This window comes from Pseudomonas sp. QTF5 (assembly GCF_000512695.2).
Lineage (GTDB): Bacteria > Pseudomonadota > Gammaproteobacteria > Pseudomonadales > Pseudomonadaceae > Aquipseudomonas.
Genome location: NZ_AZRW02000043.1, coordinates 1 through 26,853, shown reverse-complemented (window position 1 = coordinate 26,853; position 26,853 = coordinate 1). Strand labels below are relative to the sequence as shown.

23 protein-coding genes and 1 pseudogene are annotated in these 26,853 nt (G+C 60.9%); 17 read left to right on the top strand and 7 right to left on the bottom strand.

Features of this window, described 5'->3' with window-relative positions; translation table 11 throughout:
* Positions 1 to 46: 46 nt before the first annotated feature.
* The 4 genes from IC37_RS24675 to IC37_RS24660 are packed head-to-tail and all read right to left on the bottom strand — an operon-like array spanning position 47 to position 3,753.
* Complete coding sequence (locus IC37_RS24675) at positions 47 to 838, bottom strand: ABC transporter permease (RefSeq protein ID WP_030129368.1); 792 nt, start codon at positions 836 to 838, stop codon at positions 47 to 49.
* Complete coding sequence (locus tag IC37_RS24670; protein ID WP_030129367.1) at positions 835 to 1,578, bottom strand: ABC transporter ATP-binding protein; 744 nt, start codon at positions 1,576 to 1,578, stop codon at positions 835 to 837. The genes IC37_RS24675 and IC37_RS24670 overlap by 4 nt, the downstream gene beginning before the upstream one ends.
* Complete coding sequence (locus IC37_RS24665) at positions 1,575 to 2,534, bottom strand: YVTN family beta-propeller repeat protein (protein WP_030129366.1); 960 nt, start codon at positions 2,532 to 2,534, stop codon at positions 1,575 to 1,577. Before IC37_RS24665 ends, IC37_RS24670 begins: the two co-directional genes overlap by 4 nt.
* 34 nt (positions 2,535 to 2,568) lie before the next feature.
* On the bottom strand, positions 2,569 to 3,753 hold the full coding sequence (locus IC37_RS24660) for an ABC transporter substrate-binding protein (RefSeq protein WP_030129365.1): 1,185 nt from the start codon (positions 3,751 to 3,753) through the stop codon (positions 2,569 to 2,571).
* Positions 3,754 to 3,912: 159 nt separating this feature from the next.
* Here IC37_RS24660 and IC37_RS30715 point away from each other — a divergent pair, with 159 nt between their 5' ends.
* The 14 genes from IC37_RS30715 to IC37_RS24590 all read left to right on the top strand — a co-directional run bounded on the left by IC37_RS30715 (position 3,913) and on the right by IC37_RS24590 (position 18,576).
* The gene (locus tag IC37_RS30715; protein WP_007907038.1) at positions 3,913 to 4,041 is read left to right on the top strand and encodes a hypothetical protein; all 129 of its coding nucleotides are present in this window, start codon (positions 3,913 to 3,915) and stop codon (positions 4,039 to 4,041) included.
* Positions 4,042 to 4,144: 103 nt separating this feature from the next.
* Positions 4,145 to 4,606, top strand: coding sequence for a cytochrome c-550 PedF (pedF, locus tag IC37_RS24655; protein ID WP_030129364.1), 462 nt, complete (start codon positions 4,145 to 4,147; stop codon positions 4,604 to 4,606).
* 3 nt (positions 4,607 to 4,609) lie between these two features.
* Positions 4,610 to 5,488, top strand: a complete 879-nt coding sequence (locus IC37_RS24650; protein WP_030129363.1) for an ABC transporter substrate-binding protein — start codon at positions 4,610 to 4,612, stop codon at positions 5,486 to 5,488.
* Entirely contained in the window at positions 5,485 to 6,234 is a 750-nt protein-coding gene (locus IC37_RS24645) for a quinoprotein dehydrogenase-associated SoxYZ-like carrier (protein ID WP_030129362.1), read from the top strand. Before IC37_RS24650 ends, IC37_RS24645 begins: the two co-directional genes overlap by 4 nt.
* Positions 6,235 to 6,249: 15 nt before the next feature.
* Positions 6,250 to 7,185: a quinoprotein relay system zinc metallohydrolase 1 gene (locus IC37_RS24640; RefSeq protein WP_030129361.1), complete on the top strand. Its 936-nt coding sequence runs from the start codon at positions 6,250 to 6,252 to the stop codon at positions 7,183 to 7,185.
* Positions 7,186 to 7,535: 350 nt separating this feature from the next.
* The gene (locus tag IC37_RS24635; RefSeq protein WP_030129360.1) at positions 7,536 to 9,311 is read left to right on the top strand and encodes a PQQ-dependent methanol/ethanol family dehydrogenase; all 1,776 of its coding nucleotides are present in this window, start codon (positions 7,536 to 7,538) and stop codon (positions 9,309 to 9,311) included.
* Positions 9,312 to 9,561: 250 nt separating this feature from the next.
* On the top strand, positions 9,562 to 11,082 hold the full coding sequence (locus IC37_RS24630) for an aldehyde dehydrogenase family protein (RefSeq protein ID WP_030129359.1): 1,521 nt from the start codon (positions 9,562 to 9,564) through the stop codon (positions 11,080 to 11,082).
* A 438-nt stretch (positions 11,083 to 11,520) separates the two neighbouring features.
* Positions 11,521 to 11,592, top strand: coding sequence for a pyrroloquinoline quinone precursor peptide PqqA (pqqA, locus tag IC37_RS24625; RefSeq protein ID WP_010455123.1), 72 nt, complete (start codon positions 11,521 to 11,523; stop codon positions 11,590 to 11,592).
* 54 nt (positions 11,593 to 11,646) lie between these two features.
* Positions 11,647 to 12,561: a pyrroloquinoline quinone biosynthesis protein PqqB gene (pqqB, locus tag IC37_RS24620; protein ID WP_030129358.1), complete on the top strand. Its 915-nt coding sequence runs from the start codon at positions 11,647 to 11,649 to the stop codon at positions 12,559 to 12,561.
* A gap of 156 nt (positions 12,562 to 12,717) precedes the next feature.
* Positions 12,718 to 13,470, top strand: a complete 753-nt coding sequence (gene pqqC, locus IC37_RS24615; protein WP_030129357.1) for a pyrroloquinoline-quinone synthase PqqC — start codon at positions 12,718 to 12,720, stop codon at positions 13,468 to 13,470.
* Entirely contained in the window at positions 13,467 to 14,600 is a 1,134-nt protein-coding gene (pqqE, locus tag IC37_RS24610; protein ID WP_030129356.1) for a pyrroloquinoline quinone biosynthesis protein PqqE, read from the top strand. The genes pqqC and pqqE overlap by 4 nt, the downstream gene beginning before the upstream one ends.
* Positions 14,601 to 14,865: 265 nt before the next feature.
* Positions 14,866 to 16,029: an alcohol dehydrogenase-like regulatory protein ErcA gene (gene ercA / locus IC37_RS24600; RefSeq protein WP_030129355.1), complete on the top strand. Its 1,164-nt coding sequence runs from the start codon at positions 14,866 to 14,868 to the stop codon at positions 16,027 to 16,029.
* On the top strand, positions 16,013 to 17,740 hold the full coding sequence (locus IC37_RS24595; RefSeq protein WP_030129354.1) for a NahK/ErcS family hybrid sensor histidine kinase/response regulator: 1,728 nt from the start codon (positions 16,013 to 16,015) through the stop codon (positions 17,738 to 17,740). The genes ercA and IC37_RS24595 overlap by 17 nt, the downstream gene beginning before the upstream one ends.
* A 215-nt stretch (positions 17,741 to 17,955) precedes the next feature.
* Positions 17,956 to 18,576 carry a TetR/AcrR family transcriptional regulator gene (locus IC37_RS24590; protein WP_030129353.1) on the top strand — a complete coding sequence of 207 codons (621 nt, stop codon included), beginning with the start codon at positions 17,956 to 17,958 and terminating at the stop codon, positions 18,574 to 18,576.
* 143 nt (positions 18,577 to 18,719) lie between these two features.
* On the opposite strand, the gene preA is transcribed toward IC37_RS24590, so the two are convergent.
* From preA to hydA, 3 genes are all read right to left on the bottom strand, one after another.
* On the bottom strand, positions 18,720 to 19,994 hold the full coding sequence (gene preA, locus IC37_RS24585) for an NAD-dependent dihydropyrimidine dehydrogenase subunit PreA (RefSeq protein WP_030129352.1): 1,275 nt from the start codon (positions 19,992 to 19,994) through the stop codon (positions 18,720 to 18,722).
* Positions 19,995 to 21,362: an NAD(P)-dependent oxidoreductase gene (locus IC37_RS24580; RefSeq protein ID WP_030129351.1), complete on the bottom strand. Its 1,368-nt coding sequence runs from the start codon at positions 21,360 to 21,362 to the stop codon at positions 19,995 to 19,997.
* Positions 21,363 to 21,532: 170 nt separating this feature from the next.
* A complete protein-coding gene (gene hydA / locus IC37_RS24575; protein WP_030129350.1) occupies positions 21,533 to 22,972 on the bottom strand; it encodes a dihydropyrimidinase in 1,440 nt (479 codons plus the stop codon).
* A 622-nt stretch (positions 22,973 to 23,594) separates the two neighbouring features.
* On the opposite strand from hydA, the gene IC37_RS24570 reads away from it, so the two are divergent.
* The 3 genes and pseudogenes from IC37_RS24570 to IC37_RS30710 all read left to right on the top strand — a co-directional run.
* Positions 23,595 to 25,079 carry an NCS1 family nucleobase:cation symporter-1 gene (locus tag IC37_RS24570; RefSeq protein WP_030129349.1) on the top strand — a complete coding sequence of 495 codons (1,485 nt, stop codon included), beginning with the start codon at positions 23,595 to 23,597 and terminating at the stop codon, positions 25,077 to 25,079.
* Positions 25,080 to 25,208: 129 nt separating this feature from the next.
* Positions 25,209 to 26,492 (top strand): Zn-dependent hydrolase, encoded by a 1,284-nt coding sequence (locus tag IC37_RS24560; RefSeq protein WP_030129348.1) that lies wholly within the window; start codon positions 25,209 to 25,211, stop codon positions 26,490 to 26,492.
* 4 nt (positions 26,493 to 26,496) lie between these two features.
* Positions 26,497 to 26,732, top strand: a pseudogene (locus IC37_RS30710) (hypothetical protein); the annotation flags it as partial.
* Positions 26,733 to 26,853 lie beyond the last annotated feature (121 nt).

Sequence of the window (26,853 nt, the reverse complement as noted above, 5' to 3'; positions counted from 1 at the left end):
ACTGGCCTCTTCGCGAGCAAGCCCGCTCCCACAGGGGAATGTGTTGTCAGTTGGTTTTGCGCAGGGCCGCATGTTGCGGGTTGAAGGTGAGCACGGCCAGCAGGGCAAACACCAGCGTCAGCCCCACACACACCGCCAGCGCGACCGGGTTGAAGCGTTCATACAGCGCAAACCGCACCAGTTCCACCGCATGGGTAAACGGGTTCAAGGCGCACAGCCAATACAACCACTCGCTGGATTCGCGCATTTTCCACAGCGGATACAGCGCTGACGACAGGAAAAACAGCGGGAAGATCACGAAGTTCATCACCCCGGCAAAGTTCTCCAACTGACGAATCGCATTGGATAGCAACAGCCCCAGCGCACTAAGCATCAGCGCCACCAGCAGCAATGCCGGCAACGCCAGCAACAGGCCGATGGCCGGCGGTTGCACGCCGTACAGCCAGGCGATCGCCAGAAAGGCATACACCTGCAACAGCGAAATCAGCGACGTCGCCAGCAATTTGCTGCACAGCAGGAAGGTCCGGGGCAGGGGGCTGGTCAGCAGCACGCGCATGCTGCCCATCTCCCGGTCGTAGACCATCGACAGCGAACCTTGCATGCCGTTGAACAACAGGATCATGCAGGCCAGGCCCGGGATGATGTAAACCTCATAGGGGATGTAGGTGTCGTAGGGGTCGATGATTGCGATGCCGAGTGCCGCGCGAAAACCGGCGGCGAATACCAGCAGCCACAGCAACGGCCGCACCAGCGCGCTGAGAAACCGCGTGCGCTGCAACACAAAACGCAGCCATTCGCGCAGCACGATACCGCTGAAACATTGCCAGTAAGCATTCATCTGACGACTGCTCCTGAAGGAACCGGGGTGGTCAGGCGAGCGAAGGCCGAACCGAGGTCACCACCATGTTCCAGGCTCAGGGCGTCTGCCTGTCCGCTGGCCACCAAACGGCCTTGATGCAGGATCAGCAAGTCGTCGCTGGGCTGCACTTCATCCAGCAAATGAGTGGTCCAGAGCACGCTGATGTTGTGCTCGCGGCACAGGCTGCGGATGTGTTGGTTGAGCGCCAGGCGACTGGCCGGATCGAGGCCGACACTGGCCTCATCAAGCAGCAGCAAGCTTGGCTCGTGCAGCAACGCGCGGGCGATTTCCACTCGCCGACGGTGGCCGCCATTGAGCTCGCGCACCCGTTCGCGACGGCGCTCGGTCAAGGCCTGACGCGCCAGTTCGGCATCGACCCGAAGGCCAGTCTGGCGCCGGGACAAACCATGCAGCGCAGCGTGATAACTCAGGTTCTGCTCGACGCTAAGATCCAGATCCAAAGTGCTTTGCTGAAACACCACACCCAATTGCTTGAGCGCCGGACGTGCCGAGGTGCGCAAGGAGCAGCCGCCGACCCGAATATCACCGCGCTGCACATCATAGAGCCGAGTGAGCAGGGCGATCAGCGTCGACTTGCCCGCGCCGTTCGGTCCAAGCAACGCCGCAAAACGTCCCGGTGCCAGGCTGAAACTCACTTGACGCAAGGCCTCGCGCTGGCCGTAAGCGAAACTCAGGTCGCTGACTTCAAGGGCGTTCATGGCGTCACCACCACGCCCCACGGATAGCGCCCGACCTTCACCGACTTGGTAACCTTGAGGCTGTCGACATCGATCACCGATACGTCGCCGCTGACGCCATTAGTGGCCAGCAATTGCCGTTGATCCGGGGTAAACGACATCTGCCAGACCCGTCGGCCCACCAACAGGTAATCAACGATCTCGAAGGTCTTGGCATCGATCACTGCCACATGATTGGCCGGGCCGAGCGCGACGAAACCGTACTTGCCGTCGGCGCTGAGTTTGATCCCCACCGGCTGGACTTTGTCCGGGTGCACGCCTTTGATCTGGAAGGTCAGGGTCTTGAGGATCTTGCGGCTGGCGACGTCGAGAATCGTCACCGTGCCGCCGATTTCCGCCGAAGCCCAGAGCTGCGAGCCATCGGGATTGAATTCGACGAAACGCGGCCGCTGATCGACCAGGGTGTTGTCGGCCAGGGTCTGGGTGCTGGTGTCGATCCAGTGCAGCATGTTGGTGGTTTCACTGGTGTTCACCGCCCACTTGCCGTCGGGGCTGACGGCCATGCCTTCAGGCTCGACGCCAACGTCGATTTGCCCGAGCACCTTGGAGGTTTCGGTGTCGATCACCGTCACCAGCGCATCGTCCTCGTTGGAGACGTACAACCAACGATTGTTGGGATGCAGGGCGAATTGCTCAGGGTCTTTGCCCGAGGGCAGTTCCTTGATGATCTTGCGCGTGGCGACGTCCATCACCTGGACCCGGTCCGAATCGCTGGCGCAGATGTACAGCAGCTTGTTGTCGTGGGACAGCAACAGGCCGCGCGGGCGCTGGCCGACGGGCAGGGTGTCGGTGACTTGCAGGGTCTGCATATCGATCAGGCTCAGGCTGTTGTCCTTTTCGTTGGAGACCCAGGCGGTGCTGGCAGCGGCGTGCCCGGCGGCGAGCAGCAGGGCGCAGGAAAGCAGGGTGCGGCGCATGGCAGATTCCTTGTTGTTGTCGTGAAAAAGGCGATCAGAGAAAGCGGCAGCTGACCTCGGCTTTGTCGTAACCCAGGCTGTCCATTTCGTTGACGGGGTGCAGGAAACCGTCTTGCGGCGAGGTGCTGACCAGCGCCCGGGGTTGCACGATGGGGATCGGCTGGCGCAATTGACCGTTCCACGGCCGATAACTGAGCTTGCGACCCTTGAAGCCGTCCAGTGGCAATTGCTCGCTGATTGCAAGCGTACGAATCGCCATGGCATCGGCCTGACGCAGTTTGCCCACCGCACTGGCGATGCTGCGCACGGCCATCCACGCGGCGAAATCCCGGTCGTTCATCCAGCGCCCGGCCAGGGCTTCGAAGCGTTTCTGCAACTGCGCGGCACCGTAGGTTTCCACGGTCTTGTGCCAGCCCACCGGGGTCAGGCCCTGAGTGCCGGCCACCGGTCGTGGATACCAGGTCTGGTAGGGCACGTACTCGCCGAAGTCGCCGCGTTCATCGGCCACCAGCACTACGTCGTACTCGGCGGTCTGGGTGAACAGCGGCATGTCGGCCTGGGCGCTGCGGCGCTGGTCGTTATCGAAACTCCAGGCTTTCTCCGCCACCAGTTGCAGGCCGAAGCGTTTAGCCGCGCGACGCAGGGCGGCGGCATAGGCTTGATCGTCCGCGGTTGGGCCGACGATCAGCAGTGCCCGCTGCCATTTGCGCAGCACCAGAAATTGCGCCAGCGCATCGGCCAGCATCGCCCGGCTTGGCAGGCTGTGCAGCACGTTCGGCAGGCAGTCGGTGCTGCGCAGGCTGTCATCCGGGCTGCCGGCATTGAACAGCAGGCTGTCGGGTAGCACGGCGCTGAGTCGGCGCAGGGTTTGCGCTGGTGCATTCACCACAAACAGGCGCAGGCCTTGTTCGTGTTGGGCTTTGGCCGCTTCGATCAGCGCATCCGGATTGTCGACGCTGGCGCTGACCAGGCTGTAGCTGTGATTGAGAAAACGCCCGGTACTGTTGCTGTCGGTGATCGCCAGTTCGGCGCCGCGCAGGCCGGCATCGGTCGGCTCGGGAATGACGTTCGACAGTAATGGCCCGGGGTCGGGGCGATAACCCAGGTAGGCGATCTGCACCTGCAACGGCGCGTCCGCCGCCTGAACTTGGGTCGCCACCCCGGCGGCGCAGGCAATCGCCAACAGGTAGATCAAGGCGTAAGGGGCGAGCTGGCGCATAAAGGCACTCCATCACAGGTAGCGCCAGCATAGGAACCCTGGACGGGCGGGGAAATATGCAGAAAGTACCGATGGGCCAGTACCAAGGTAGTAACTCACCCCGGGCGGCGCGGTTTTAGCATGGGCTGCAACGGCCATCACTCAAGGGGGAGATTGACCATGCGAATTCTCAAAGCACTGCTCCTGCCGTTTTTGCTGATCCTGACCCTGATCGGCGTCGACAAGCTTCACGGCGCGCGACCCGTATTGGTTGGGCCTGCGCCACAAGCCCTACTACCAAGGGAGTAGGCCGCGGCCACCAAAGCAGCATGGGGTTGGCGCAAAGCCGTTCCTAAGATGGGTGCCATAGCCTCTTCAAAGAGGTTTTGCGTGCAATCTTGAGGGCATAACAATGACAACAAAACGCAACGCCTTGCTGGTTGCCGGACTGCTGGCCGGTTTTATCAGCGCAGGTTCCGTCTGGGCCCACGGCAACGTGGTCCCCCAAGCCGTCGAAACCCTGGGACTGACCCCGATCAAGGATGCCGGTGTGCAAGTCGATGCCGATGGTTGGGCGGCGGCGAACCCTTATCGTTCCTCCCCGGAACGGGAAAAAGCCGTGCAAATCGGCTCCTCGGCCTACAACCAGAACTGCGCGGCCTGTCATGGCCTGGAAGCCAAGTCCGGCGGCATCGCCCCTGACTTGCGCATGCTCGACGTCGGCGAGGCCGGTGATGAATGGTTTGTCGAACGCGTGCGCCATGGCGCCGTGCGTGACGGTCGGGTGTACATGCCGAAGATGGCCGACTACCTGAGTCAGGAAGCCTTGTGGGCGGTGCGCACCTACCTGGACAGCGTGCACGTCGAGGAGTAACCCATGCGTTTGTTCGCGGTGTTGATCAGCGCTGTGTGGCTGTGTTGCCAGACAGCGCAGGCGCAGGTCCGTACCTATGACGAAATGATCGCCGCCGCGGAGCTGAAAGTCGCGGTGTACAAGGACTTCGCGCCCTACAGCTTTGAAGACGCTGGCAAGGCTCGCGGAGTCGATGTCGAACTCGCCCAGGCCCTGGCCAAGGCCATGGGGGTGCGCCTGAAGCTGATCTGGGCACCCGCCGGGGAAAAGCTCGACGACGACCTGCGCGATTACATCTGGCGGGCCAGTCAGTTGCACAATCAGCAACTGGCCGACCTGATGATGCGCGTGCCCTACGATCGCGATTACTCACAGAAACGCAATGAACTGGGTGAGCTGGAAAACGGCCATGTGGTGATGTTCGGGCCGTACCAGACCGAACAATGGCAAGTGGCTTACGACCGTCGTCGGCTGGACTCGGTGGCGAGTGTCGCGGTGTTCCAGCAACACCCGATCGGCGTCGAAGTCGACAGCGTGCCGTCGTTTTACCTGACCTCGGTGTTCAACGGCATGCTCGCCGCCAAGACCCACCATTACCCAGGCGTGCCCCAGGCGTTTGCCGCGATGAAGGCCGGTGAAGTCGACGCGGTGATGGCCATGCGCGGCGAGATCGACTGGCAAGTCCATCAGGCCGCCGACCCGCAAGTGGCACTGGCGGAAAACGCCTACCCGAACATGGGCAAGCAGCTCTGGGAGATCGGCATGGCGGTGCATGAAAGCAACCGGCAACTGGCCTACGCCGTGGAAGAGGCGCTGGAAGCGTTGATTCGCGAGGGCTCGGTGAAAGCCATTTATGCCCGTTACGGCCTGCGGTATGACGTGCCCGAGATGTATCAACAGTGAACTGGCGAGCGAGTTGTCTGTTGGCCTGCTGGTTGCCCCTGGCCGCGCACGCGGTGGATGTCGATCCGGTGCCGTCGGTGATGTGGGCGTTCTATCACAAGCAGATGCTCGGCGACGCACCGTTCGTGTTCGACGAGCGGGTCAAGTTGCTCGCGCCGCCATTTGCCGAAGACGCCCGGCAAGTGCCACTGGAAATTGACGCCCGAGCGTTCAAGGGTGAAGTGGTACGAATCCTCGCCTGGGCCGAACTCAATCCGCTGCCGAAAATCGTCGACTTCGAACCCTTGAACGGTGTGCTGCCGTGGCTGTCGATCCGCATCCGCGTTGAACAGGCCACGCCATTACGTGCGGCGGTACTGACCCGCGACGGGCTGTGGCATGTCGGCTCGACCCTGATCGATGCGGCGGGCGGGGGTTGCACGGCGCCAAGCGTGGTGCGCACTCAGCCAGGTTGGGAAGACCGCATCGGCGAAGTGCTTGGCGGTCGTTATCCCCGTGGTGAATTCAGCCGCGTGCGTTTGCAGGTGGCGCATCCGATGGACAACGGCATGGTCAGCGGCATCCCGGAATTCTTCATCAATCAGGCCGAGCTGCGCGATCAAAACGATCACTTGCTGGCGCGTCTGGAGTTGTTCCCGGCGGTCAGCGAAAACCCCAATCTGGCCTTCGATATCGAAGGAACGGGGCAGACGCGCCTGGTGTTGCGCGACAACAGCGGCAATCAATTCGATGCGGCCATTCCCTGACCCAAGGAGCGAGTGATGCGCTGGATGCTGCTGTTGTTCATCAGTCTGAGCCTGCCGGCCCTGGCCGATCCCGATTACGTACTCAAGCCCCGGCAGATCGCCGAAGACACCTGGCTGCTGGAAGGCAGCACCGACAACTTCGCCAAGAGCAACGGCGGTAACATCGTCAACACCGCGTTCATCGTCACCGAGGAGGGCGTGGTGGTAATCGACACCGGGCCGTCGAAACGCTATGGCGAAGCCCTGCGCAAAGCGATTGCGGCGACCACCGATAAACCGGTGATTCAGGTGCTGCTGACCCATCACCATCCCGACCATGTGCTGGGCAATCAGGCTTTCACTGACGTGCCGATCGGTGCGCTCGCCGGCACCACCGAGCTGTTGCGACAACAGGGTGATGCCATGGCCGAGAACATGTATCGGCTGGTGGGCGACTGGATGCGTGGCACCGAAGTGGTGTTGCCGACGCAGACGCTGACGCCCGGCGTGCAAAGTTTTGGGAACCACGATTTGCGCCTACTGAGTCTGGGTGGGCACACCGGCGCGGATCTGGCTATTCTCGACCAGAAAACCGGCGTGCTGTTTGCCGGGGATCTGGTGTTTTACCAACGTGCCCTGACCACCCCCAACAGTCCGGGGTTGTCAGTATGGCTGGCGGACATCGCGGCTTTAAAAGATTTACCGTGGACGCTGATCGTCCCCGGCCATGGGCCAGTGGCCACGGATACAAAACCGTTCGAGCAGATGCGCGATTACCTGACCTGGCTGGACCAGCTAATGCGCGATGGCGCGGCCAATGGCAGCGACATGGCCGAGATGATCCGCAGCCCCATCCCCGAGCGTTTCGCGGGGATCAGCCTAAGCCGTTATGAGCTGATTCGCAGCGTCAGCCATTTGTACTCGCGTTACGAACGGGGGGTGATGAGGCGGGTGGATTCTGGCCAGCACTGATGTTGCCTGATACACAGCCTTCGCGAGCAAGCCCGCTCCCACATTTGAGCGGTGTGAACGCAGATGTTGTGCACACCGAAAATCCACTGTGGGAGCGGGCTTGCTCGCGAAGAGGCCTTAACATTCAACATTGATAGTGCCTGACACACCGCTTTCGCGAGCAAGCCCGCTCCCACAGGATCCAGTTTCTATCGCAAGAATGTGGGTGGTCCTCATCTCCTCCGACCCGGTACTAAGGAACTAGCAATCTCCGCACTGCGGGCAATTGTTGCAAGGGCGGCGGCGCCCAAGAATCTGCACCAGACCGGGAAAATTTCCCGGGTATAACAAAAACCGCAGAGGCAGCCGTCATGACCCAACCCGCACGTCGCCAACCCTTCGTTTTGAGCATGCTGCTCAGTGCCATGCTGTTGTCTGGCCAGGCATTGGCCGCCGTCTCCGATCAAGACATCCTCCAGGATCCGAAGAACCCGGAGCAGGTCGTCACCAATGGCCTGGGCGTCCAGGGTCAGCGCTACAGCCCGCTGGATACCCTCAATGTCGACAACGTGAAGGACCTGCGTCCGGTCTGGGCCTTTTCGTTCGGCGGGGAAAAGCAGCGCGGTCAACAAGCGCAGCCGATGGTCAAGGACGGCGTGATGTACATGACCGGCTCCTACTCGCGGGTGTTCGCGGTGGATGCGCGCACCGGTCGCAAGCTCTGGCAATACGACGCGCGCCTGCCCGATGACATCCGCCCGTGCTGCGACGTGATCAACCGTGGTGTTGCCCTTTACGGCGATCTGGTGATTTTCGGCACCCTCGACGCCAAGCTCGTGGCCCTGAACAAGGACACCGGCAAAGTCGTCTGGAGCAAAAAAGTCGCCGACCACAAGGAAGGCTATTCCATCAGCGCCGCGCCGTTGGTCATCAACGGTAAATTGATCACCGGCGTGGCCGGTGGCGAGTTCGGGGTGGTGGGCAAGATCGAAGCCTACGACCCTAAAAACGGCAGCCTGCTGTGGAGCCGGCCGACCGTCGAAGGCCACATGGGCTATGTCTACAAGGACGGCAAGGCTGTGGAGAACGGCATCTCCGGCGGCGAAGCGGGCAAAACCTGGCCGGGCGATCTGTGGAAAACCGGCGGCGCGGCACCTTGGCTGGGCGGCTACTACGATCCGGAAACCAATCTGCTGCTATTCGGCACCGGTAACCCGGCGCCGTGGAACTCGCACCTGCGTCCTGGCGACAATCTCTACTCGTCGTCGCGCCTGGCGCTGAACCCGGACGACGGCACCATCAAATGGCACTTCCAGAGCACACCGCACGACGGTTGGGACTATGACGGCGTGAACGAACTGGTGTCGTTCAACTACAACGAAGGCGGCAAAGAAATCAAAGCGGCGGCCACCGCGGACCGTAACGGTTTCTTCTACGTGCTCGATCGCACCAACGGCAAATTCATTCGCGGCTTCCCGTTCGTGGACAAGATCACCTGGGCCAGCGGCCTGGATAAAAACGGTCGGCCGATCTACAACGAAGCCAGCCGTCCGGGGGCGCCGGGCTCCGAGGCCAAAGGCAGTTCGGTGTTCGTCGCGCCAGCGTTCCTGGGGGCGAAAAACTGGATGCCGATGGCCTACAACCGCGACACCGGCCTGTTCTATGTGCCGTCCAACGAGTGGGGCATGGACATCTGGAACGAAGGCATCGCCTACAAGAAAGGCGCGGCGTTCCTCGGCGCCGGTTTCACCATCAAACCGTTGAACGAAGACTACATCGGCGTGCTGCGCGCCATCGACCCGAAAACCGGCAAGGAAGTCTGGCGCCACAAGAACTTCGCGCCGCTGTGGGGCGGGGTGCTGACCACCAAGGGCAACCTGGTGTTCACCGGTACGCCGGAAGGTTTCCTGCAGGCGTTCAACGCCAAGACTGGCGAGAAAGTCTGGGAGTTCCAGACCGGTTCCGGCGTGCTCGGCTCGCCCGTGACCTGGGAAATGGACGGCGAACAATACGTCTCGGTGCTCTCCGGCTGGGGCGGCGCGGTACCGCTGTGGGGCGGCGAAGTGGCCAAGCGCGTCAAGGACTTCAACCAGGGCGGCATGCTCTGGACGTTCAAGTTGCCTAAAGACCTGGTCGCCAAACACTGATCAACCTGACTCCACCGCATAACCCTGTGGGAGCGGGCTTGCTCGCGAAGAGGGCCTTACATTCAGCACATGTATTGCCTGATACACCGCCTTCGCGAGCAAGCCCGCTGCCACATTTGATTTGCGCAAATCTACTACCAAATAACGAGAATCCCCCTGCCAACGGCGCATTCGTCTGGCAGGCGGGGCTCTCTACTATCGGTTCATCGCCTGTTGGCCTGACAGGCATCGACCCAGACAGAGGCCCACCATGATCTACGCACAACCCGGAACACCCGGCGCCGTCGTTTCCTTCAAACCGCGCTACGGCAATTTCATCGGCGGCGAATTCGTTGCCCCAATCAACGGCGAGTACTTCACCAACACCTCACCGGTCACCGGTGAAGTCATCGCCGAGTTCCCGCGCTCCAGCGCTGCCGACATCGAAAAAGCCCTCGACGCCGCCCATGCCGCCGCCGATGCCTGGGGCAAAACCTCGGCGCAGGATCGCTCGCTGGTGCTGCTGAAAATCGCCGACCGCATCGAACAGAACCTGGAAATCCTCGCCGTCACCGAAACCTGGGACAACGGCAAGGCCGTGCGCGAAACCCTCAACGCCGACGTGCCTTTGGCTGCCGACCATTTCCGTTATTTCGCCGGTTGCATCCGCGCTCAGGAAGGTAGCGCCGCCGAGATCAACGAACTGACCACCGCCTATCATTTCCACGAACCGCTGGGCGTGGTCGGGCAGATCATCCCGTGGAACTTCCCGCTGCTGATGGCCGCCTGGAAACTCGCCCCGGCCCTGGCTGCCGGCAACTGCATCGTGCTCAAACCCGCCGAACAAACGCCGCTGTCGATCATGGTGTTCGCCGAGCTGATCGCCGACTTGCTGCCGGCCGGTGTGCTGAACATCGTCCAGGGTTTCGGTCGCGAAGCCGGTGAGGCGTTGGCCACCAGCAAGCGCATCGCCAAGATCGCCTTCACCGGTTCCACCCCGGTGGGCGCGCACATCATGCATTGCGCCGCCGAGAACATCATTCCGAGCACCGTTGAACTGGGCGGCAAATCGCCGAACATTTTCTTCGAAGACATCATGAACGCCGAGCCGCAGTTCATCGAGAAAGCCGCCGAAGGCTTGGTGCTGGCTTTCTTCAACCAGGGCGAAGTCTGCACCTGTCCGTCCCGGGCGCTGGTGCAGGAATCAATCTACGAGCCGTTCATGGCCGAGGTGATGAAGAAGATCGTCAAGATCAAGCGCGGCAACCCGCTGGACACCGAAACCATGGTCGGCGCCCAGGCGTCCGAGCAGCAATACGACAAGATTCTCTCGTACCTGAAAATCGCTCAGGAGGAGGGCGCGGAACTGCTCGCCGGTGGCGCGGCCGAGCGTCTTGAAGGCGACTTGTCGAGCGGCTATTACATCCAGCCGACCCTGCTCAAGGGCCACAACAAAATGCGTGTGTTCCAGGAAGAAATCTTCGGCCCGGTGGTGGGTATCACCACCTTCAAGGACGAAGCCGAAGCCCTGGCGATTGCCAACGACAGCGAGTTCGGCCTCGGCGCCGGCCTGTGGACCCGCGACATCAACCGCGCCTACCGCATGGGCCGGGCGATCAAGGCCGGGCGCGTCTGGACCAACTGCTACCACCTGTACCCGGCCCACGCCGCGTTCGGTGGCTACAAGAAGTCCGGTGTCGGCCGTGAGAACCACAAGATGATGCTCGACCATTACCAACAGACCAAAAACCTGCTGGTGAGCTACGACATCAACCCGCTGGGGTTCTTCTAACCCGCCAGAACACCACAACCCAAAATGTGGGAGCGGCGGTGCGACGATTCGACTTGCTCGCGAAGGCGGCTTGATATTCAACAAATATGTTGACTGACAGTCCGCTTTCGCGAGCAAGTCGAATCGTCGCACCGCCGCTCCCACAGTGGATTTGTGTCTGTCAGTAATTGCCGGGTAACGCAGTTCAAAGGTGGGAGCGGGCTTGCTCGCGAAGACGGCTTGATATTCAACAAATATGTTGACTGACAATCCGCTTTCGCGAGCAAGTCGAATCGTCGCACCGCCGCTCCCACATGGGTTCTCCGTGTACTTGAAGACCGCGCCACACCCCCTACCAACGCACCCCACAACCTCCTTCGAAAGTAGCATTCGGTCATCTCATCCCCCGTGCATTAATGGCTTTACCGGAATCGTCCGGCACAAGAAGAGGATTGACCCATGTGGAATAAACCCGCGTTTACCGATCTGCGCATTGGCTTCGAAGTGACGATGTATTTCGCCAACCGTTGATTGATTGCCCGGTCAGCCGTCGCGTTGGCCGGGCCTGCCTTCTGGAGCCATCCCATGCACATCCGCGTTCTCGGTTCCGCCGCTGGCGGCGGTTTTCCGCAATGGAACTGCAACTGCCGTCAATGCGCCGCTATGCGCAACGGCAATCTGCGCGCACAACGCCGCACGCAGTCGTCCATTGCCCTGAGCGACGACGGTGTGGAGTGGGTGCTCTGCAATGCTTCACCGGACATTCGCGCGCAACTCGAAAGCTTTCCTGCGATGCAGCCAGCCCGACGCTTGCGTGACACGGCGATTGCCGGTGTCGTTCTGCTGGACAGTCAGATCGACCATTGCACCGGGCTGTTGAGCCTGCGCGAAGGCTGCCCGCATTCGGTCTGGTGCACCGAGCGGGTTCATCAAGACCTGAGCAGCGGCTTTCCCTTGTTCACCATGCTCAAGCACTGGAACGGTGGCTTGCAGTGGCAACCCATCGAACTGGATCGCGAGCCATTCCGCATCGCTGCCTGCCCACACCTGCAATTTCGCGCGGTTCCACTGGTCAGCAATGCACCGCCGTATTCCCCCAACCGTGGCAACCCGCAACCGGGCGACACCATCGGCCTGTTCATCGAAGACCTGCGCAATGGTGCATCGGTTTTCTACGCACCGGGGCTGGGGCAGGTCGATGCCGAGGTATTGAGCTGGATGCAGCGCGCCGACTGCCTGCTGCTGGACGGAACGCTGTGGCGCGACGATGAAATGCGCGTGTGCGAAGTCGGCCAGAGCCTGGGCCGCGAAATGGGCCACCTGCCACAAAGCGGCCCCGGCGGCATGCTCGACGTGCTGGAGGGCTTCAATCGCCAGCGCAAGGTGCTGATCCACATCAACAACACCAACCCGATCCTCGATGAAGACTCGGCGGAGCGCGCCTTGCTGGAACGGCGCGGGATTGAAGTGGCTTATGACGGTATGAGTATTGAGCTGTAGCGGATGGCCTCTTCGCGAGCAAGTCGGATCGCCGCACCGCCGCTCCCACATTGGATTGTTGGTGTACACAAAATCTATGTTCACACCGATCAACTGTGGGAGCGGGCTTGCTCGCGAAGGGGCCAGACCAAACACCGCGAAATCCGGAGAACCGCAATGACTGACACTCCCATGACCCCCGCCGAATTCGAAGCAGCCCTGCGCGCCAAGGGTGCCTATTACCATATCCACCACCCATTCCACCAAGCCATGTACGCCGGGCGCGCCACCCGCGAGCAGATTCAGGGCTGGGTCGCCAATCGCTTCTATTACCAGGTGAATATCCCGCTCAAGGATGCCGCCATCCTCGCCAACTGCCCGGACCGCGACGTGCGCCGGGAGTGGCTGCAACGAATCCTCGACCACGACGGCGTCCCCGGCAGTGAAGGCGGTATCGAAGCGTGGCTACGATTGGGCGAAGCAGTGGGGCTGGACCGCGAACAAATCCTTTCGCAAGAACGGGTGCTGCCGGGTGTGCGTTTCGCTGTGGACGCCTACGTCAATTTCGCCCGTCGCGCCTGCTGGCAAGAAGCGGCCAGCAGCTCGCTGACCGAACTGTTCGCGCCGCAAATCCACCAGTCCCGGCTCGATGCGTGGCCCACCCATTACCCGTGGATCGACCCGGCCGGTTACGACTATTTCCGTACCCGTCTGAGCCAGGCCCGGCGCGACGTCGAGCATGGTTTGCGCATCACCCTGTCGCACTACGTCACGGTCGAAGGCCAGCAACGCATGCTGGAGATTCTGCAGTTCAAGCTCGATGTGCTGTGGAGCATGCTCGACGCGATGAGCATGGCCTATGAGCTGGATCGCCCGCCGTACCACACCGTCACCACGGAGCGGGTCTGGCACCGGGGGATCACCCTGTGAGCCGGATCGAACAGCAACCCGGCCCACCGCTGTGGTTGCTCGCGGAGTTGACCTATCGCTGCCCGTTGCAATGCCCGTATTGCTCCAACCCGCTGGACTTCGCTCAGCAGGGTGAGGAGTTGAGCACAGAAGAATGGATTCGGGTGTTCCGCGAGGCGCGGGAGATGGGCGCTGCGCAACTGGGTTTTTCCGGGGGCGAGCCGTTGGTGCGCCAAGACCTGGCCGAGCTGATCAAGGCCGCGCGGGACATGGGTTACTACACCAACCTGATCACCTCGGGTATCGGCCTGACCGAACAGAAGGTCCGCGATTTCAAAGTCGCCGGGCTGGACCATATCCAGATCAGTTTTCAGGCCGCCGACGAAGAGGTGAACAATCTGCTCGCCGGCTCGCGCAAGGCCTTCGCCCAGAAGCTGGCCATGGCCCGTGCGGTGAAAGCCCAGGGCTACCCGATGGTGCTGAACTTCGTCACCCATCGGCACAACATCGACCAGATCGCGCAGATCATCGAACTGTGCCTGGAGCTGGAGGCGGACTTCGTCGAGTTGGCGACGTGCCAGTTCTACGGTTGGGCCGAACTCAACCGCGTCGGCCTGTTGCCGACCCGCGAGCAATTGCAGCGCGCCGAACGCATCACCAATGAATACCGCCAGCGTCTGGAGGCCGAGGGTCACCCATGCAAGCTGATCTTCGTCACCCCGGATTACTACGAAGAACGCCCCAAGACCTGCATGAATGGCTGGGCCAACCTGTTTCTCGACATCACCCCGGACGGCACGGCGTTGCCTTGCCACAGCGCCCGCCAGTTGCCGATGCAGTTTCCCAACGTGCGTGAGCACAGCATCGAACACATCTGGAACGACTCCTTAGGTTTCAACCGTTTTCGTGGCGATGACTGGATGAAAGAGCCGTGCCGTTCCTGCGATGAAAAGCACAAGGATCTCGGCGGCTGCCGCTGCCAGGCGTTTATGCTCACCGGTGATGCGAGTAACGCTGATCCGGTGTGCAGCAAGTCGCCGCACCACGACGTTATTCTCAAGGCCCGGGACGAAGCCGACGCGCCGGGGCAGGGCATGGAGCACCTGACCTTACGCAATGAAAAGGCTTCGCGGCTGATTTATCGTGGATGAATCGAAAAGGTGCATCCGACGCAGATCCCTGTGGGAGCGGGCTTGCTCGCGAAAGCGGCATTACATTCAACACATCTATTGACTGACACACCGCTTTCGCGAGCAAGTCGAATCGTCGCACCGCCGCTCCCACAGTGGATCTCCAGTGGATACAAAATTGGAGTGCACCCCCGGGCGGGCTCGCTATCCATTGGTCTGATTGCATTCGCAGCCGGATGCTTTAGTGTGTTCTTTACCTTCAAAACAATAAAAAACAGGCTTTCCAATGAGCCAGAATCTCAGCCAACTGCGTAAATTCGTTTCGCCTGAAATCATCTTCGGTGCCGGCTGTCGGCATAACGTCGGCAATTACGCCAAGACCTTTGGCGCCCGCAAGGTGCTGGTGGTCAGCGACCCCGGGGTGATTGCCGCCGGTTGGGTCGCCGACGTCGAGGCCAGCCTGCAAGCCCAGGGCATCGATTACTTTTTATATAGCGACGTTTCGCCCAACCCGCGGATCGAAGAAGTCATGCTCGGCGCCGAGCTGTACCGGGAGAATCACTGCGATGTGATCGTGGCGATCGGCGGCGGCAGCCCGATGGATTGCGGCAAAGGCATCGGTATTGTCGTCGCCCACGGGCGCAACATCCTCGAATTCGAGGGCGTGGACACCCTGCGCATCGCCAGCCCACCGCTGATCCTGATCCCGACCACCGCCGGCACTTCGGCCGACGTGTCGCAATTCGTCATCATCTCCAATCAGCAAGAGCGCATGAAGTTCTCCATCGTCAGCAAGGCCGCGGTGCCGGACGTGTCGCTGATCGATCCGGAAACCACCCTGAGCATGGACCCGTTTCTGTCGGCCTGTACCGGCATCGACGCGTTGGTCCACGCCATCGAAGCCTTCGTCTCCACCGGTCACGGGCCGCTCACCGATCCCCATGCGCTGGAAGCGATGCGGCTGATCAACGGCAATCTGGTGCAGATGATCGCCAACCCCAGCGACATCGCCCTGCGGGAAAAAATCATGCTCGGCAGCATGCAGGCCGGGCTGGCGTTCTCCAACGCGATCCTTGGCGCGGTGCACGCCATGTCCCATAGCCTCGGCGGCTTTCTCGATCTGCCCCATGGCCTGTGCAATGCGGTGCTGGTGGAACACGTGGTGGCGTTCAATTACAGCTCGGCGCCGGAGCGTTTCAAGGTGATCGCCGAGACGTTCGGCATCGATTGCCGTGGCCTCAATCACCGGCAGATTTGCGGGCGTCTCGTCGAACACCTGATCGCCCTCAAACACGCCATCGGCTTTCACGAAACCCTCGGTCTGCACGGGGTGAGTACAGCGGACATTCCGTTCCTGTCGCAACACGCCATGGATGACCCGTGCATCCTTACCAATCCGCGCGAATCCAGTCAGCGCGACGTCGAGGTCGTCTATGGCGAAGCCCTCTGACGAGCAACAACGGGCGCTGGCCGGGTTACTCGGCTTAGGCAACCACTCGGCGCGCAAGAGTCATTACCCGGAACTGGCCGCGCGCCTGGATGAACTGGAAGCCGAGCGCAACCGCTACAAATGGCTGTTCGAAAACGCGGTGCACGGGATCTTCCAGGCCAGCCTTCAGGCAGGCATGCGCGCCGCCAACCCGGCGCTGGCGCGGATGCTCGGCTATCAGGATCCGCAGGAGGTGCTGTTTTCCCTGACGGATCTGGCGGGCACGCTGTTCGTCGGTGGGGCGCAAGAGCTGGAAAGCATCGGCGAAATCCTCCAGCGCGAGCGCAGCCTGCTGGCCTATGAAACTCAGCTGCGGCGCAAGGACGGCAGCGTCCTCGATGTGTTGATGAACCTGCTGCTCAAACCGGATCAGGAAGGCCTGGTGGAGGGCTTTGTCGCCGACATCACCGAGCGAAAACAGGCCCAGGAGCGTTTGCAACAACTCAATGACGAATTGGAGCAGCGGGTCACCGCGCGCACCAACGAGTTGCTGGACGCCAACCGCAACCTGCAACAGCAGATCACCCAGCGCAAACAGATCACAGAAGCCTTGCGCGATGCTCGTGATGCCGCCGAGGCGGCCAATCGCAGCAAGGACAAATACCTCGCCGCCGCCAGTCACGACCTGCTGCAACCGCTCAACGCCGCGCGTTTGCTGATCTCGACCTTGCGCGAACGCAAACTGCCCGACGTCGAGCAAGTGCTGGTGGAGCGCACGCATCAGGCTCTGGAAGGGGCCGAGGACTTGCTCACCGATCTGCTGGACATTTCCCGGCTTGATCAGGCTGCGGTGAAGCCGGATATTGCCCTGTACCGCCTCGACGAATTGTTCGCGCCGCTGGTCTCGGAGTTTCAGTCGGTAGCGGCGGCAGCGGGGTTGAATCTGCGGGTGCACATGGGCGATTACGCCATTCATACCGACTTGCGCCTGATGACCCGAATCCTGCGCAACTTCCTCAGCAATGCCTGCCGCTACACCGACGAGGGCTGCATTCTGCTGGGGGCAAGACGCCGGGGCGATGCGCTGCGTATCGAGGTCTGGGACACCGGGCGCGGGATACCGGCGGATCGTCTTGACTCGATCTTCCTCGAGTTCAACCAACTGGACGTCGGTCGCGCCGCCGATCGCAAGGGCGTGGGTCTGGGGCTGGCGATTGTCGAACGCATCGCCAAGATCCTCGACTACAGGATTCAGGTGCATTCGCGGCCGGGGCGCGGTTCGATGTTCAGCATCGAGGTGCCGATTTCCCATGAGATTCCACTGCCGATCAGTCAGGCCACACCGCAACCGAGCACCGGCAACCCATTGCCGGGCCGGCGTCTGTTGGTGCTGGACAACGAAGTCAGCATTCTTGAAAGCATGAGCGCGCTGCTTGGGCAGTGGGGCTGTGAAGTGGTCACCGCCACGGATGAGGCCACCGCGCTGGAGGCTTTGCAAGGACATGCGCCGGAACTGATTCTGGCGGACTATCACCTGGATCACGGGGTGGTGGGTTGTGAGGTGGTCCGGCATTTGCGCGAGCATTTTGGCCAGGCAATTGCGGCGGTGATCATCACCGCCGACCGCACCGACCAGTGTCGGCGCTCATTACAGCGCCTCGACGCACCATTGCTGAACAAACCGGTGAAGCCTGGAAAATTACGCGCGGTGTTGAGTCAGCTGTTGGCTTAGCGAGGGTTGAAAAGATCGCAGTCTGCGGCTGCGTACCGTTCAATGTGGGAGCTAGCCTGCTCGCGATAGCGGTCTGACATTCAACATGGATGTCGGCTGACAATCTGTCATCGCGAGCAGGCTCGCTCCCACAGGGGATTTGTGTTCGCGTTCCCCTATCGCCGCGATCCAGAGCGGATGCTAGTCTTGGCCAACGTTGTTGTCAGGGAGCCCTCATGGGCAATCACAAGATCGAGATTCGTCGCAGTAACGTCGACAAAATCCTGCTGGGGGCCGAAAAGGTCTTTGCCGAAAAAGGTTTCGGCAGCACTGCCATGGCTGACATCGCCGCCGAAGTGCAACTGCCGCGTTCCAACCTGCATTACTACTTCAGCACCAAGAGCGAGCTGTACAGCGCGGTGCTGCTGGGTTTGCTGGAGGTCTGGAAGCAGGACGCCCTGTGCTTCGAGATGTTCGATGACCCGCGAGTGGTGCTCAGCAGCTATATCCGCGCCAAGATGAACCATTCCCGCAGTCGGCCGTACGGTTCGAAAGTCTGGGCCAACGAAATCATCCACGGTGCGCCGACATTGGGTGAGAAACTGGACGCCAGCTTGTACGACTGGGCCAAGATGAAAGAAGCGAAAATTCGCCAGTGGGTGGAGGACAAACGCATCCTGCCGGTGGAGCCTTCCAGCTTGCTGTACATGATCTGGGCCTCGACCCAGCATTACGCCGACTTCGATCACCAGGTGAATATTCTTAACGATCACCAGCCACTTTCGGACATGCAGTTCGAGCGGGCGGTGCAGACGGTGACGAGTGTGATATTGCGTGGGATTGGGTTGGAGCCTTGAGTTGTGCGACGCTGCAGCTGGCCTCTTCGCGAGCAAGCCCGCTCCCACATTAAATCTCTAGCGAACACAGGATTTGTGTACGAAGACGATCCAATGTGGGAGCGGGCTTGCTCGCGAAGGCGTCCGTTCAGACGCCGCAGGGCTTAAAGGGCAACGTGATACGGATTTCTCGGATCATGGTTCCAATCCAGAAACGGCTTACCGGTATCCATCGGCACCATCTCAATACAATCCTGCACCGGGCAGGTGATCTGACACAGGTTGCAGCCCACGCACTCATCATCGATCACTTCATATTTATGCGTCCCGTCAGCCTGTTTGAGGCTGGCAATCGCCTGGTGCGAGGTATCTTCGCAAGCGATGTGGCAGCGACCGCAACCGATACACGCCTCCTGATCGATCTTCGCTATCACCTGATAGTTGATGTCCAGGTACTTCCAATCCGTGGTATTGCCCACCGCACGCCCGGAAAAATCCGACACGCTGGCGTAGCCCTGACTGTCCATCCAGCGTGACAAACCGTCCTTCATCTCCTCGACAATCCGGAAACCATGCAGCATCGCCGCCGTGCACACCTGCACCGAGCCGCTGCCCAGGGCAATGAACTCCGCCGCATCGCGCCAGCTGCCGATGCCGCCAATGCCCGAGATCGGCAGGCCCTGAGTCTGTGGATCGCGGGCGATCTCGGCGACCATGTTCAGCGCAATCGGCTTCACCGCCGAACCGCAATAACCGCCATGGGTGCTTTGGCTGCCGACGGCGGGATTGGCGACCATGCGCTCCAGATTGACGCTGGTGATCGAGTTGATGGTGTTGATCAGCGACACTGCATCGGCCCCACCCCGGTAAGCGGCACGGGCAGCGACGCGGATGTCGGTGATGTTCGGCGTGAGCTTGACGATCACCGGCAGCGAGCAATAAGTCTTGCACCAGCGGGTGACCTGTTCGACGTATTCCGGCACCTGGCCGACTGCCGCACCCATGCCCCGTTCCGGCATGCCGTGGGGGCAGCCGAAATTCAGTTCGATGCCATCGGCCCCGGTGGCCTCCACCAGCGGCAGGATGTTTTTCCACGACTCTTCGACGCAGGGCACCATCAGAGACACGATCAGCGCGCGGTCCGGCCAGTCCTTTTTGACTTGGGTGATTTCCCGCAGGTTGATTTCCAGCGAACGGTCGGTGATCAGCTCAATGTTGTTAAAGCCCATCACTTCACGGTTGGGCCCGAAGTGCGCCGAGTAGCGTGATGACACGTTGACCGCCGCCGGGTCTTCACCCAGGGTTTTCCAGACCACGCCGCCCCAACCGGCCTCGAACGCGCGAACCACGTTGTAGGCTTTGTCGGTCGGCGGCGCGGAAGCCAGCCAGAACGGATTGGGCGCTTTGATGCCGGCGAAAACAATCGAGAGATCGGCCATTTACGCAGCCTCCACGTTGAGCATGAGTTGAGCGTTGATGGCCTCGGCGGCCAGCTTGCCGTGCTGCACGGCTTGCACGGTGAGGTCCTGATCGAGGCTGGTGCAGTCGCCCCCGGCATACACGCCGGGAATGCTGGTGCGTAGCTGTTCGTCGACGAGGATGCGGTCGCCCTGACGCTTGAGTTCACGGGCCAGCGGATCGGCGAGGGCGCTGTTGTCGAAGGCCTGACCAATGGCTTTGAAGATTGCATCGGCGGCCAGTTCAAAGGTTTCGCCAGTGGTTTGCAGGCGACCTTCCACCAACCGGGTGCGAGCGAAGCGCATGCCGCGCACGTTGCCCTTATCGTCGAGCAGCACTTCTTGCGGTTGCGCCCAGGTCAGCAGGCGCACCTGATTGGCCTTGGCGATGTCCTGTTCGTGACCGGTGGCGCCCATGTCCGGGGCGCCGCGGCGGTACACCAGATTCACGTCGCGGGCGCCGAGGCGAGCCATTTGCACGGCCATGTCGATGGCGGTGTTGCCGGCGCCGAGGACGATGCAGCGCTCGGCCAGTGGCAGTTGCGTCAAGTCATCGGCCTGGCGCAGTTCGCGGATGTAGTCGGTGGCGGCGAGCAGGCCGGGGGCATCCTCGTGAGCTAGCCCCAACTGTTTGCTGGCGGCCAGGCCGAGGCCGAGGAATACCGCGTCGAATTGCTGATGCAGTTCGCTGAGGGTCAGGTTGTCGCCGAGTTTCTGCCCGTGACGAATCTCGATCCCGCCAATCCCCATCAGGAATTCAAGCTCCTTCTGCGCGTAATCGTCCACCAGTTTGTACTTGGCGATCCCGTACTCGTTGAGGCCACCAGCCTTTTCCCGCGCCTCGAAAATCACCACGTCATGACCGTGCATGGCGCTGCGGTGCGCACACGACAAACCAGCCGGGCCGGCACCCACCACGGCGATGCGCTTGCCGGTTGCGGTGGCGCGTTGGAACGGGTGTTCGCTGAAGTGGGCGTTGTCCACGGCATAGCGTTGCAACAGGCCGATCAGCACCGGCGCGCATTCCTGGGCGCTGTTGCGCACGCAGGCTTGCTGGCACAGGATTTCCGTCGGGCAGACCCGGGCGCAACTGCCGCCGAGGATGTTCGCCGAAAGGATTTTTTGCGCGGCGCCCTGAACGTTTTCCTGATGGATATTGCGGATGAACGATGGAATATCGATGTCGCTCGGACAGGCATTCACGCACGGCGCGTCATAGCAGTACAGGCAGCGCGAGGCTTCCAGATGCGCCTGACGCTCATTGAGCGGTGGCGCCAGATCGGTGAAATGGCCGGCGAGGGCGGCCGCGTCCTCATGGGGATGCGGGAGGTGGTTCAGGGTCTTGATCACGGTGTTGGCCTCACGGTTATTTGAGGTGCTGCCTCTGGTGGGCATTGGTTTTTGTGTTGTCAGGACTGCCGCCTTCGCGAGCAAGTCGAATCGTCGCACCGCCGCTCCCACATTTGGAATGCGTTCCCTTGTGGGAGCGGGCTTGCTCGCGAAGGCCGAAGGCCTCGATTTCAGCGTTTCACAGCAACCGGCCTGCACAACTCAGCCCGCTTGCTCAGCAAATCAAACACCGCCGGATACGCCGGCCGTTCGACATACCGACCGGCACCACGCTCGGCCCGCAAATCACCATCGGCCCACACCACTCGGCCCTGGCTGACGGTGTGGCTCGGCACGCCGCGCACGGTCTTGCCTTCGAAGATGTTGAAGTCGACTTGCTGGTGATGGGTCTTGGCTGAAATCGTCCGCGTGCCTTCCGGATCCCACAGCACCAGATCGGCATCGGCGCCCACACGGACCGCACCCTTGCGCGGATAGAGGTTGAAGATCTTCGCGGTGTTGGTAGAGGTGAGGGCAACGAAGTGCTGCATCGACAAGCGACCTGTATTCACCCCTTCATCCCAGAGCACCGCCATGCGGTCTTCGATGCCGGCGGTGCCGTTGGGGATCTTGCTGAAGTCGTCACGACCGGCGGCTTTTTGCTCGGCGCAGAAACAGCAGTGGTCGGTGGCGGTGGTGTGCAGGTTGCCTGCTTGCAGGCCATGCCAAAGGGCTTCCTGATGGCCGCGAGGACGGAAGGGCGGGCTCATCACGTAACCGGCGGCGGTCTGCCAGTCCGGGTGTTGGTAAACGCTGTCGTCCAGCAGCAGATGCCCGGCCAGCACTTCGCCGTAAACCGGTTGGCCTTTGCCGCGGGCGTAGGTGATTTCGTCGAGGGCTTCCTTGGTCGAAACATGGACCAGATACAGCGGCGTACCGAGGGTTTCGGCAATGCGGATCGCCCGGCTCGCGGCTTCACCTTCCACCTGCGAAGGCCGCGACAGCGGGTGCGCTTCCGGCCCGGTCATGCCCTGGGCCATCAACTTGCGTTGCAGGTGATAGACCAGCTCGCCGTTTTCCGCGTGCACGGTCGGCACCGCGCCCAATTCCAGGCAACGCTCGAAGCTCGCGACGAGGGTATCGTCGGCGGCCATGATCGCGTTCTTGTAAGCCATGAAATGCTTGAAGCTGTTGACCCCGTGATGGCTGACCAACTCGGCCATTTCTTCGCGGACCTGCTCGCTCCACCAAGTGATGGCGACGTGGAAACCGTAGTCCGACGCCGACTTCTCCGCCCAGCCGCGCCATTGATGAAACGCCTCCATCAACGATTGCTGCGGGTTGGGAATCACGAAGTCGATGATCGAGGTGGTACCACCGGCAAGCCCCGCCGCGGTGCCGCTGAAGAAGTCTTCGCTGGCCACCGTGCCCATGAAGGGCAACTGCATGTGCGTGTGCGGGTCGATGCCGCCGGGCATCAGGTATTGGCCACTGCCGTCGAGCACTTCGGTATCGGCGGGAACATCGAGGTTTTCACCGATGGCTTTGATCACGCCCTCGGCGCAATAGACGTCGGCGCGATAACTTTCATCATGGGTAATAACGGTGGCGCCACGGATCAACAGAGACATTCCGAGTTCCTCGCAGGCATGACCGACTGATGCCGGTTCTAAATGTTTTATAGGAAGCAGACGCCAATCGATGTATTCCTGTCAGCGCTGTCAAGAATAAACGCTAGCTGCAGTTTGAGGATTGATCAAGAATATTTTTTATAAGCTTATGACTGTTTTAACTGATTGAAAAATAAGGATAAAAACTGAAAATCACCAAAATGGTGAGGCCTCTCACCATTTTGACGCACTTGACAGGTTCCAAAAATAGACGAGATTTTCTATGTGAAATCAGCCGCTTGAGGATGGTCTATGGTTGATGGGAACCCTTTCAAAAAAAGATCGACGCACCAGATTGAGTCCTGACTATTCGGACAACTTGCCTGACGTTCGGCCTGAGTGGCATGGCAACTCACCGCGGATTCAATAGTTGGATAAATAAAGCTGATTAACATCAGTTGGTTAGCGAAATTTTATGGCACTGCCCGATGCGTAAGCGGGGCCCCCGGCACGTTTATTGATGCCGCCGCTGGCACCTTGGCCGGTCCGTAAAAGTTGTCAGTTTCTCCGGCCATCGTCCGGCTCGCGTGTTTTGCGCCAGCCGCTGATGAGCAAAAATAATCAAAAGAACAGTGGAGCGGCCATGCAACAGATCAGATCGCAAGTGACCGAGCGCGACGGCTTGTTTGAGCTCGAAGCCGGCAGCGACGTCCTCGACAGTCCCCGTTACAACCACGACATGGCACCGACCAAGGTGCGTGAACGAACCTGGAATAAATGGCACATCACCGCCTTATGGGTCGGCATGGCGATTTGCGTGCCGACTTACACCCTCGGCGGCGTGCTTACTGCCTACTTCGGCCTGAGCGTCGGCGAAGCGCTGCTGGCGATTCTGTTTGCCAACATCATCGTACTGATCCCGCTGACCCTGAACGCCTTCCCCGGCACCAAATACGGCATTCCGTTTCCGGTGTTGCTGCGCTCATCCTTCGGCATCCTCGGTTCCAACATTCCGTGCCTGATCCGTGCCCTGGTGGCGTGCGGTTGGTTCGGCATCCAGACCATGTTCGGCGGGCTGGCGATTCACCTGTTTCTCGGGTCGGTGTTCGATGACTGGAAAGCCCTCGGCGGCACGGGTGAAGTGATCGGCTTCATGGTGTTCTGGGCCTTGAACCTGTGGGTGGTGATTCGCGGCGCGGACTCGATCAAATGGTTGGAAACGTTATCCGCACCGTTACTGGTTCTGGTCGGCGTGGGGTTGCTGGTATGGGCGATGCCGAACGTGTCGATGAGCGAATTGATGGCGATCCCGGCCAAGCGTCCGGAAGGGGCCAGCGTGGTCAGTTACTTTGCCGCCGGGTTGACCGCCATGGTCGGGTTCTGGGCCACCTTGTCGCTGAACATTCCGGACTTCAGCCGCTATGCGAAAAGCCAGAAGGATCAGATCGTCGGGCAGATTATCGGCTTGCCCCTGACCATGTTCCTGTTCGCCTCCCTTGGTGTGGTGATGACGGCCGCTTCGGTAAAACTGGTGGGCGTCACTGTTTCCGATCCGGTCACGTTGATTGGCCATATCCAGAGCCCGGTCTGGGTCGCCCTGGCCATGGCGCTGATCATCATTGCCACGTTGTCGACCAACACCGCGGCTAACATTGTTTCGCCGACCAATGACTTCCAGAACGTCGCGCCCAAGGTCATCAACCGCACTAAAGCGGTGATCCTTACGGGGCTGGTCGGCTTGGCGCTGATGGCCCATGAACTGCTGAAAAAGCTCGGGCTGATCGTCTCGGATTTGAGCCTGGAGACGGTGTATTCCAACTGGTTGCTGGGCTATTCGAGCCTGCTGGGCCCGATCGCCGGGATCATGGTGGTGGACTATTTCCTGATCAAGAAACAGCAACTGGACCTGGCCGGCCTCTACCGTGACGACGTTTATCCGGCGTGGAACTGGTTCGGTTTTATCGCGTTCGGCGTGCCCGTGGCGTTGACGCTGCTGTCGCTGGGCAGCGATGCGTTCAGCTGGTTCTACAACTACGGCTGGTTCACCGGCTCGGCCCTTGGTGGGCTGATTTATTACGGGTTGAGTGTGATGCGGCCGAGTCCTACTGCTGTAAAAACTGCGGTTTGATCGTTCCCACGCTCCGGGTGGGAATGCAGCCTGGGACGCTCCGCGTCCCAGAAACGGACGCAGAGCGTCCATGGATGAATTCCCACGCGGAGCGTGGGAACTATCAGAAGAAAAACTGAGGAGATCACCATGAACGCTGCCATAGACGTTCTGCAGTCCACCCATCAGCACATCAACCGCGACCGTCTGTGGCAGTCGCTCATGGACCTGGCCAAACTCGGCGCCACGGTCAAGGGCGGCGTCTGTCGGCTGGCCCTGACCGACCTCGATCGCCAGGCCCGGGACATTTTCGTGAACTGGTGCGAGGAGGCCGGCTGCACCGTCAGCATCGACGCCGTCGGCAACATCTTCGCCCGGCGTCCGGGGCGCAATCCGAACCTGCCCCCGGTGATGACCGGCAGCCACATCGACACTCAACCCACCGGCGGCAAGTTCGACGGCTGCTTTGGCGTGCTGGCCGGGGTCGAAGTGCTGCGCACCCTCAATGACCTGGGCGTGGAAACCGAGGCGCCGCTGGAAGTGGTGGTCTGGACCAACGAAGAAGGCTCGCGCTTCGCCCCGTGCATGATGGGCTCTGGTGTGTTCGCGGAAAAATTCACCCTCGAAGAAACCCTGGCCAAGGTCGATGCCGAGGGCGTGACTGTTGGCGAAGCTTTGAACGCCATTGGCTATGCCGGGCCGCGCACGGTCAGCGGCCACGCCGTGGGCGCCTATTTTGAAGCCCACATCGAACAAGGCCCGATTCTTGAGGACGAACACAAAACCATCGGCGTGGTGATGGGCGCCCTCGGGCAGAAATGGTTCGACCTGAAACTGCGCGGCGTCGAAGCCCACGCCGGCCCGACACCGATGCACCTGCGCAAGGACGCTCTGGTCGGCGCCTCAGTGATCGTCGGCGCGGTCAATCGCGCCGCCCTCGGCCATCAACCCCACGCCTGCGGCACCGTCGGCTGCCTGCAAGCCTACCCCGGCTCACGTAACGTGATTCCCGGCGAAGTGCGCATGACCCTGGACTTCCGTCATCTGGAGCCGGCACGTCTTGACTCGATGATCGCCGAAGTTCGCCAGGTTATCGAAACCACTTGCGAGGAACACGGCCTGACTTTCGAACTGACACCCACCGCCGACTTCCCGCCGCTGTATTTCGACAAGGGCTGCGTCGAAGCAGTACGTGGTGCGGCCCAAGGGTTGGGGTTGTCGCACATGGACATCGTCAGCGGGGCAGGGCACGACGCGATCTTCCTCGCCGAACTCGGCCCGGCCGGGATGATCTTCGTGCCCTGCGAAGGCGGCATCAGCCACAACGAAATCGAAAACGCCGCGCCGGATGACCTGGCGGCGGGGTGTGCGGTGTTGTTGCGGGCGATGCTGGCGGCTTCGGATGCGATTGCCAGCGGAGAACTTGCGGCCTGAAGATAAAACGTACGAATGGCTGCCCACGGAAATCAACGGCGCTCAAGGCGCGTCATCACCGCATCGATGACCTTCGACTTTGACAAAGCAGGGCGGGTGAGCTGGATTTTCATCATGCGTAATCCGGATAAGTTGGCGGGGGTTGGAGGATTTTATGGACATGCAGTAATCCAATGCGGCATCCATGCGCTGCATTGTGGCGAGGGAGCTTGCTCCCGTTCGGCTGCGAAGCAGTCGTAAACCCACTAATGCGCAGTGCCTGAAACAACGCGGTGACAGGATTTGGGACCGCTTCGCGCTCCAGCGGGAGCAAGCTCTTATCAAACAAAAAATAACTCATTGTTTTTGCTCTTAAAAAATC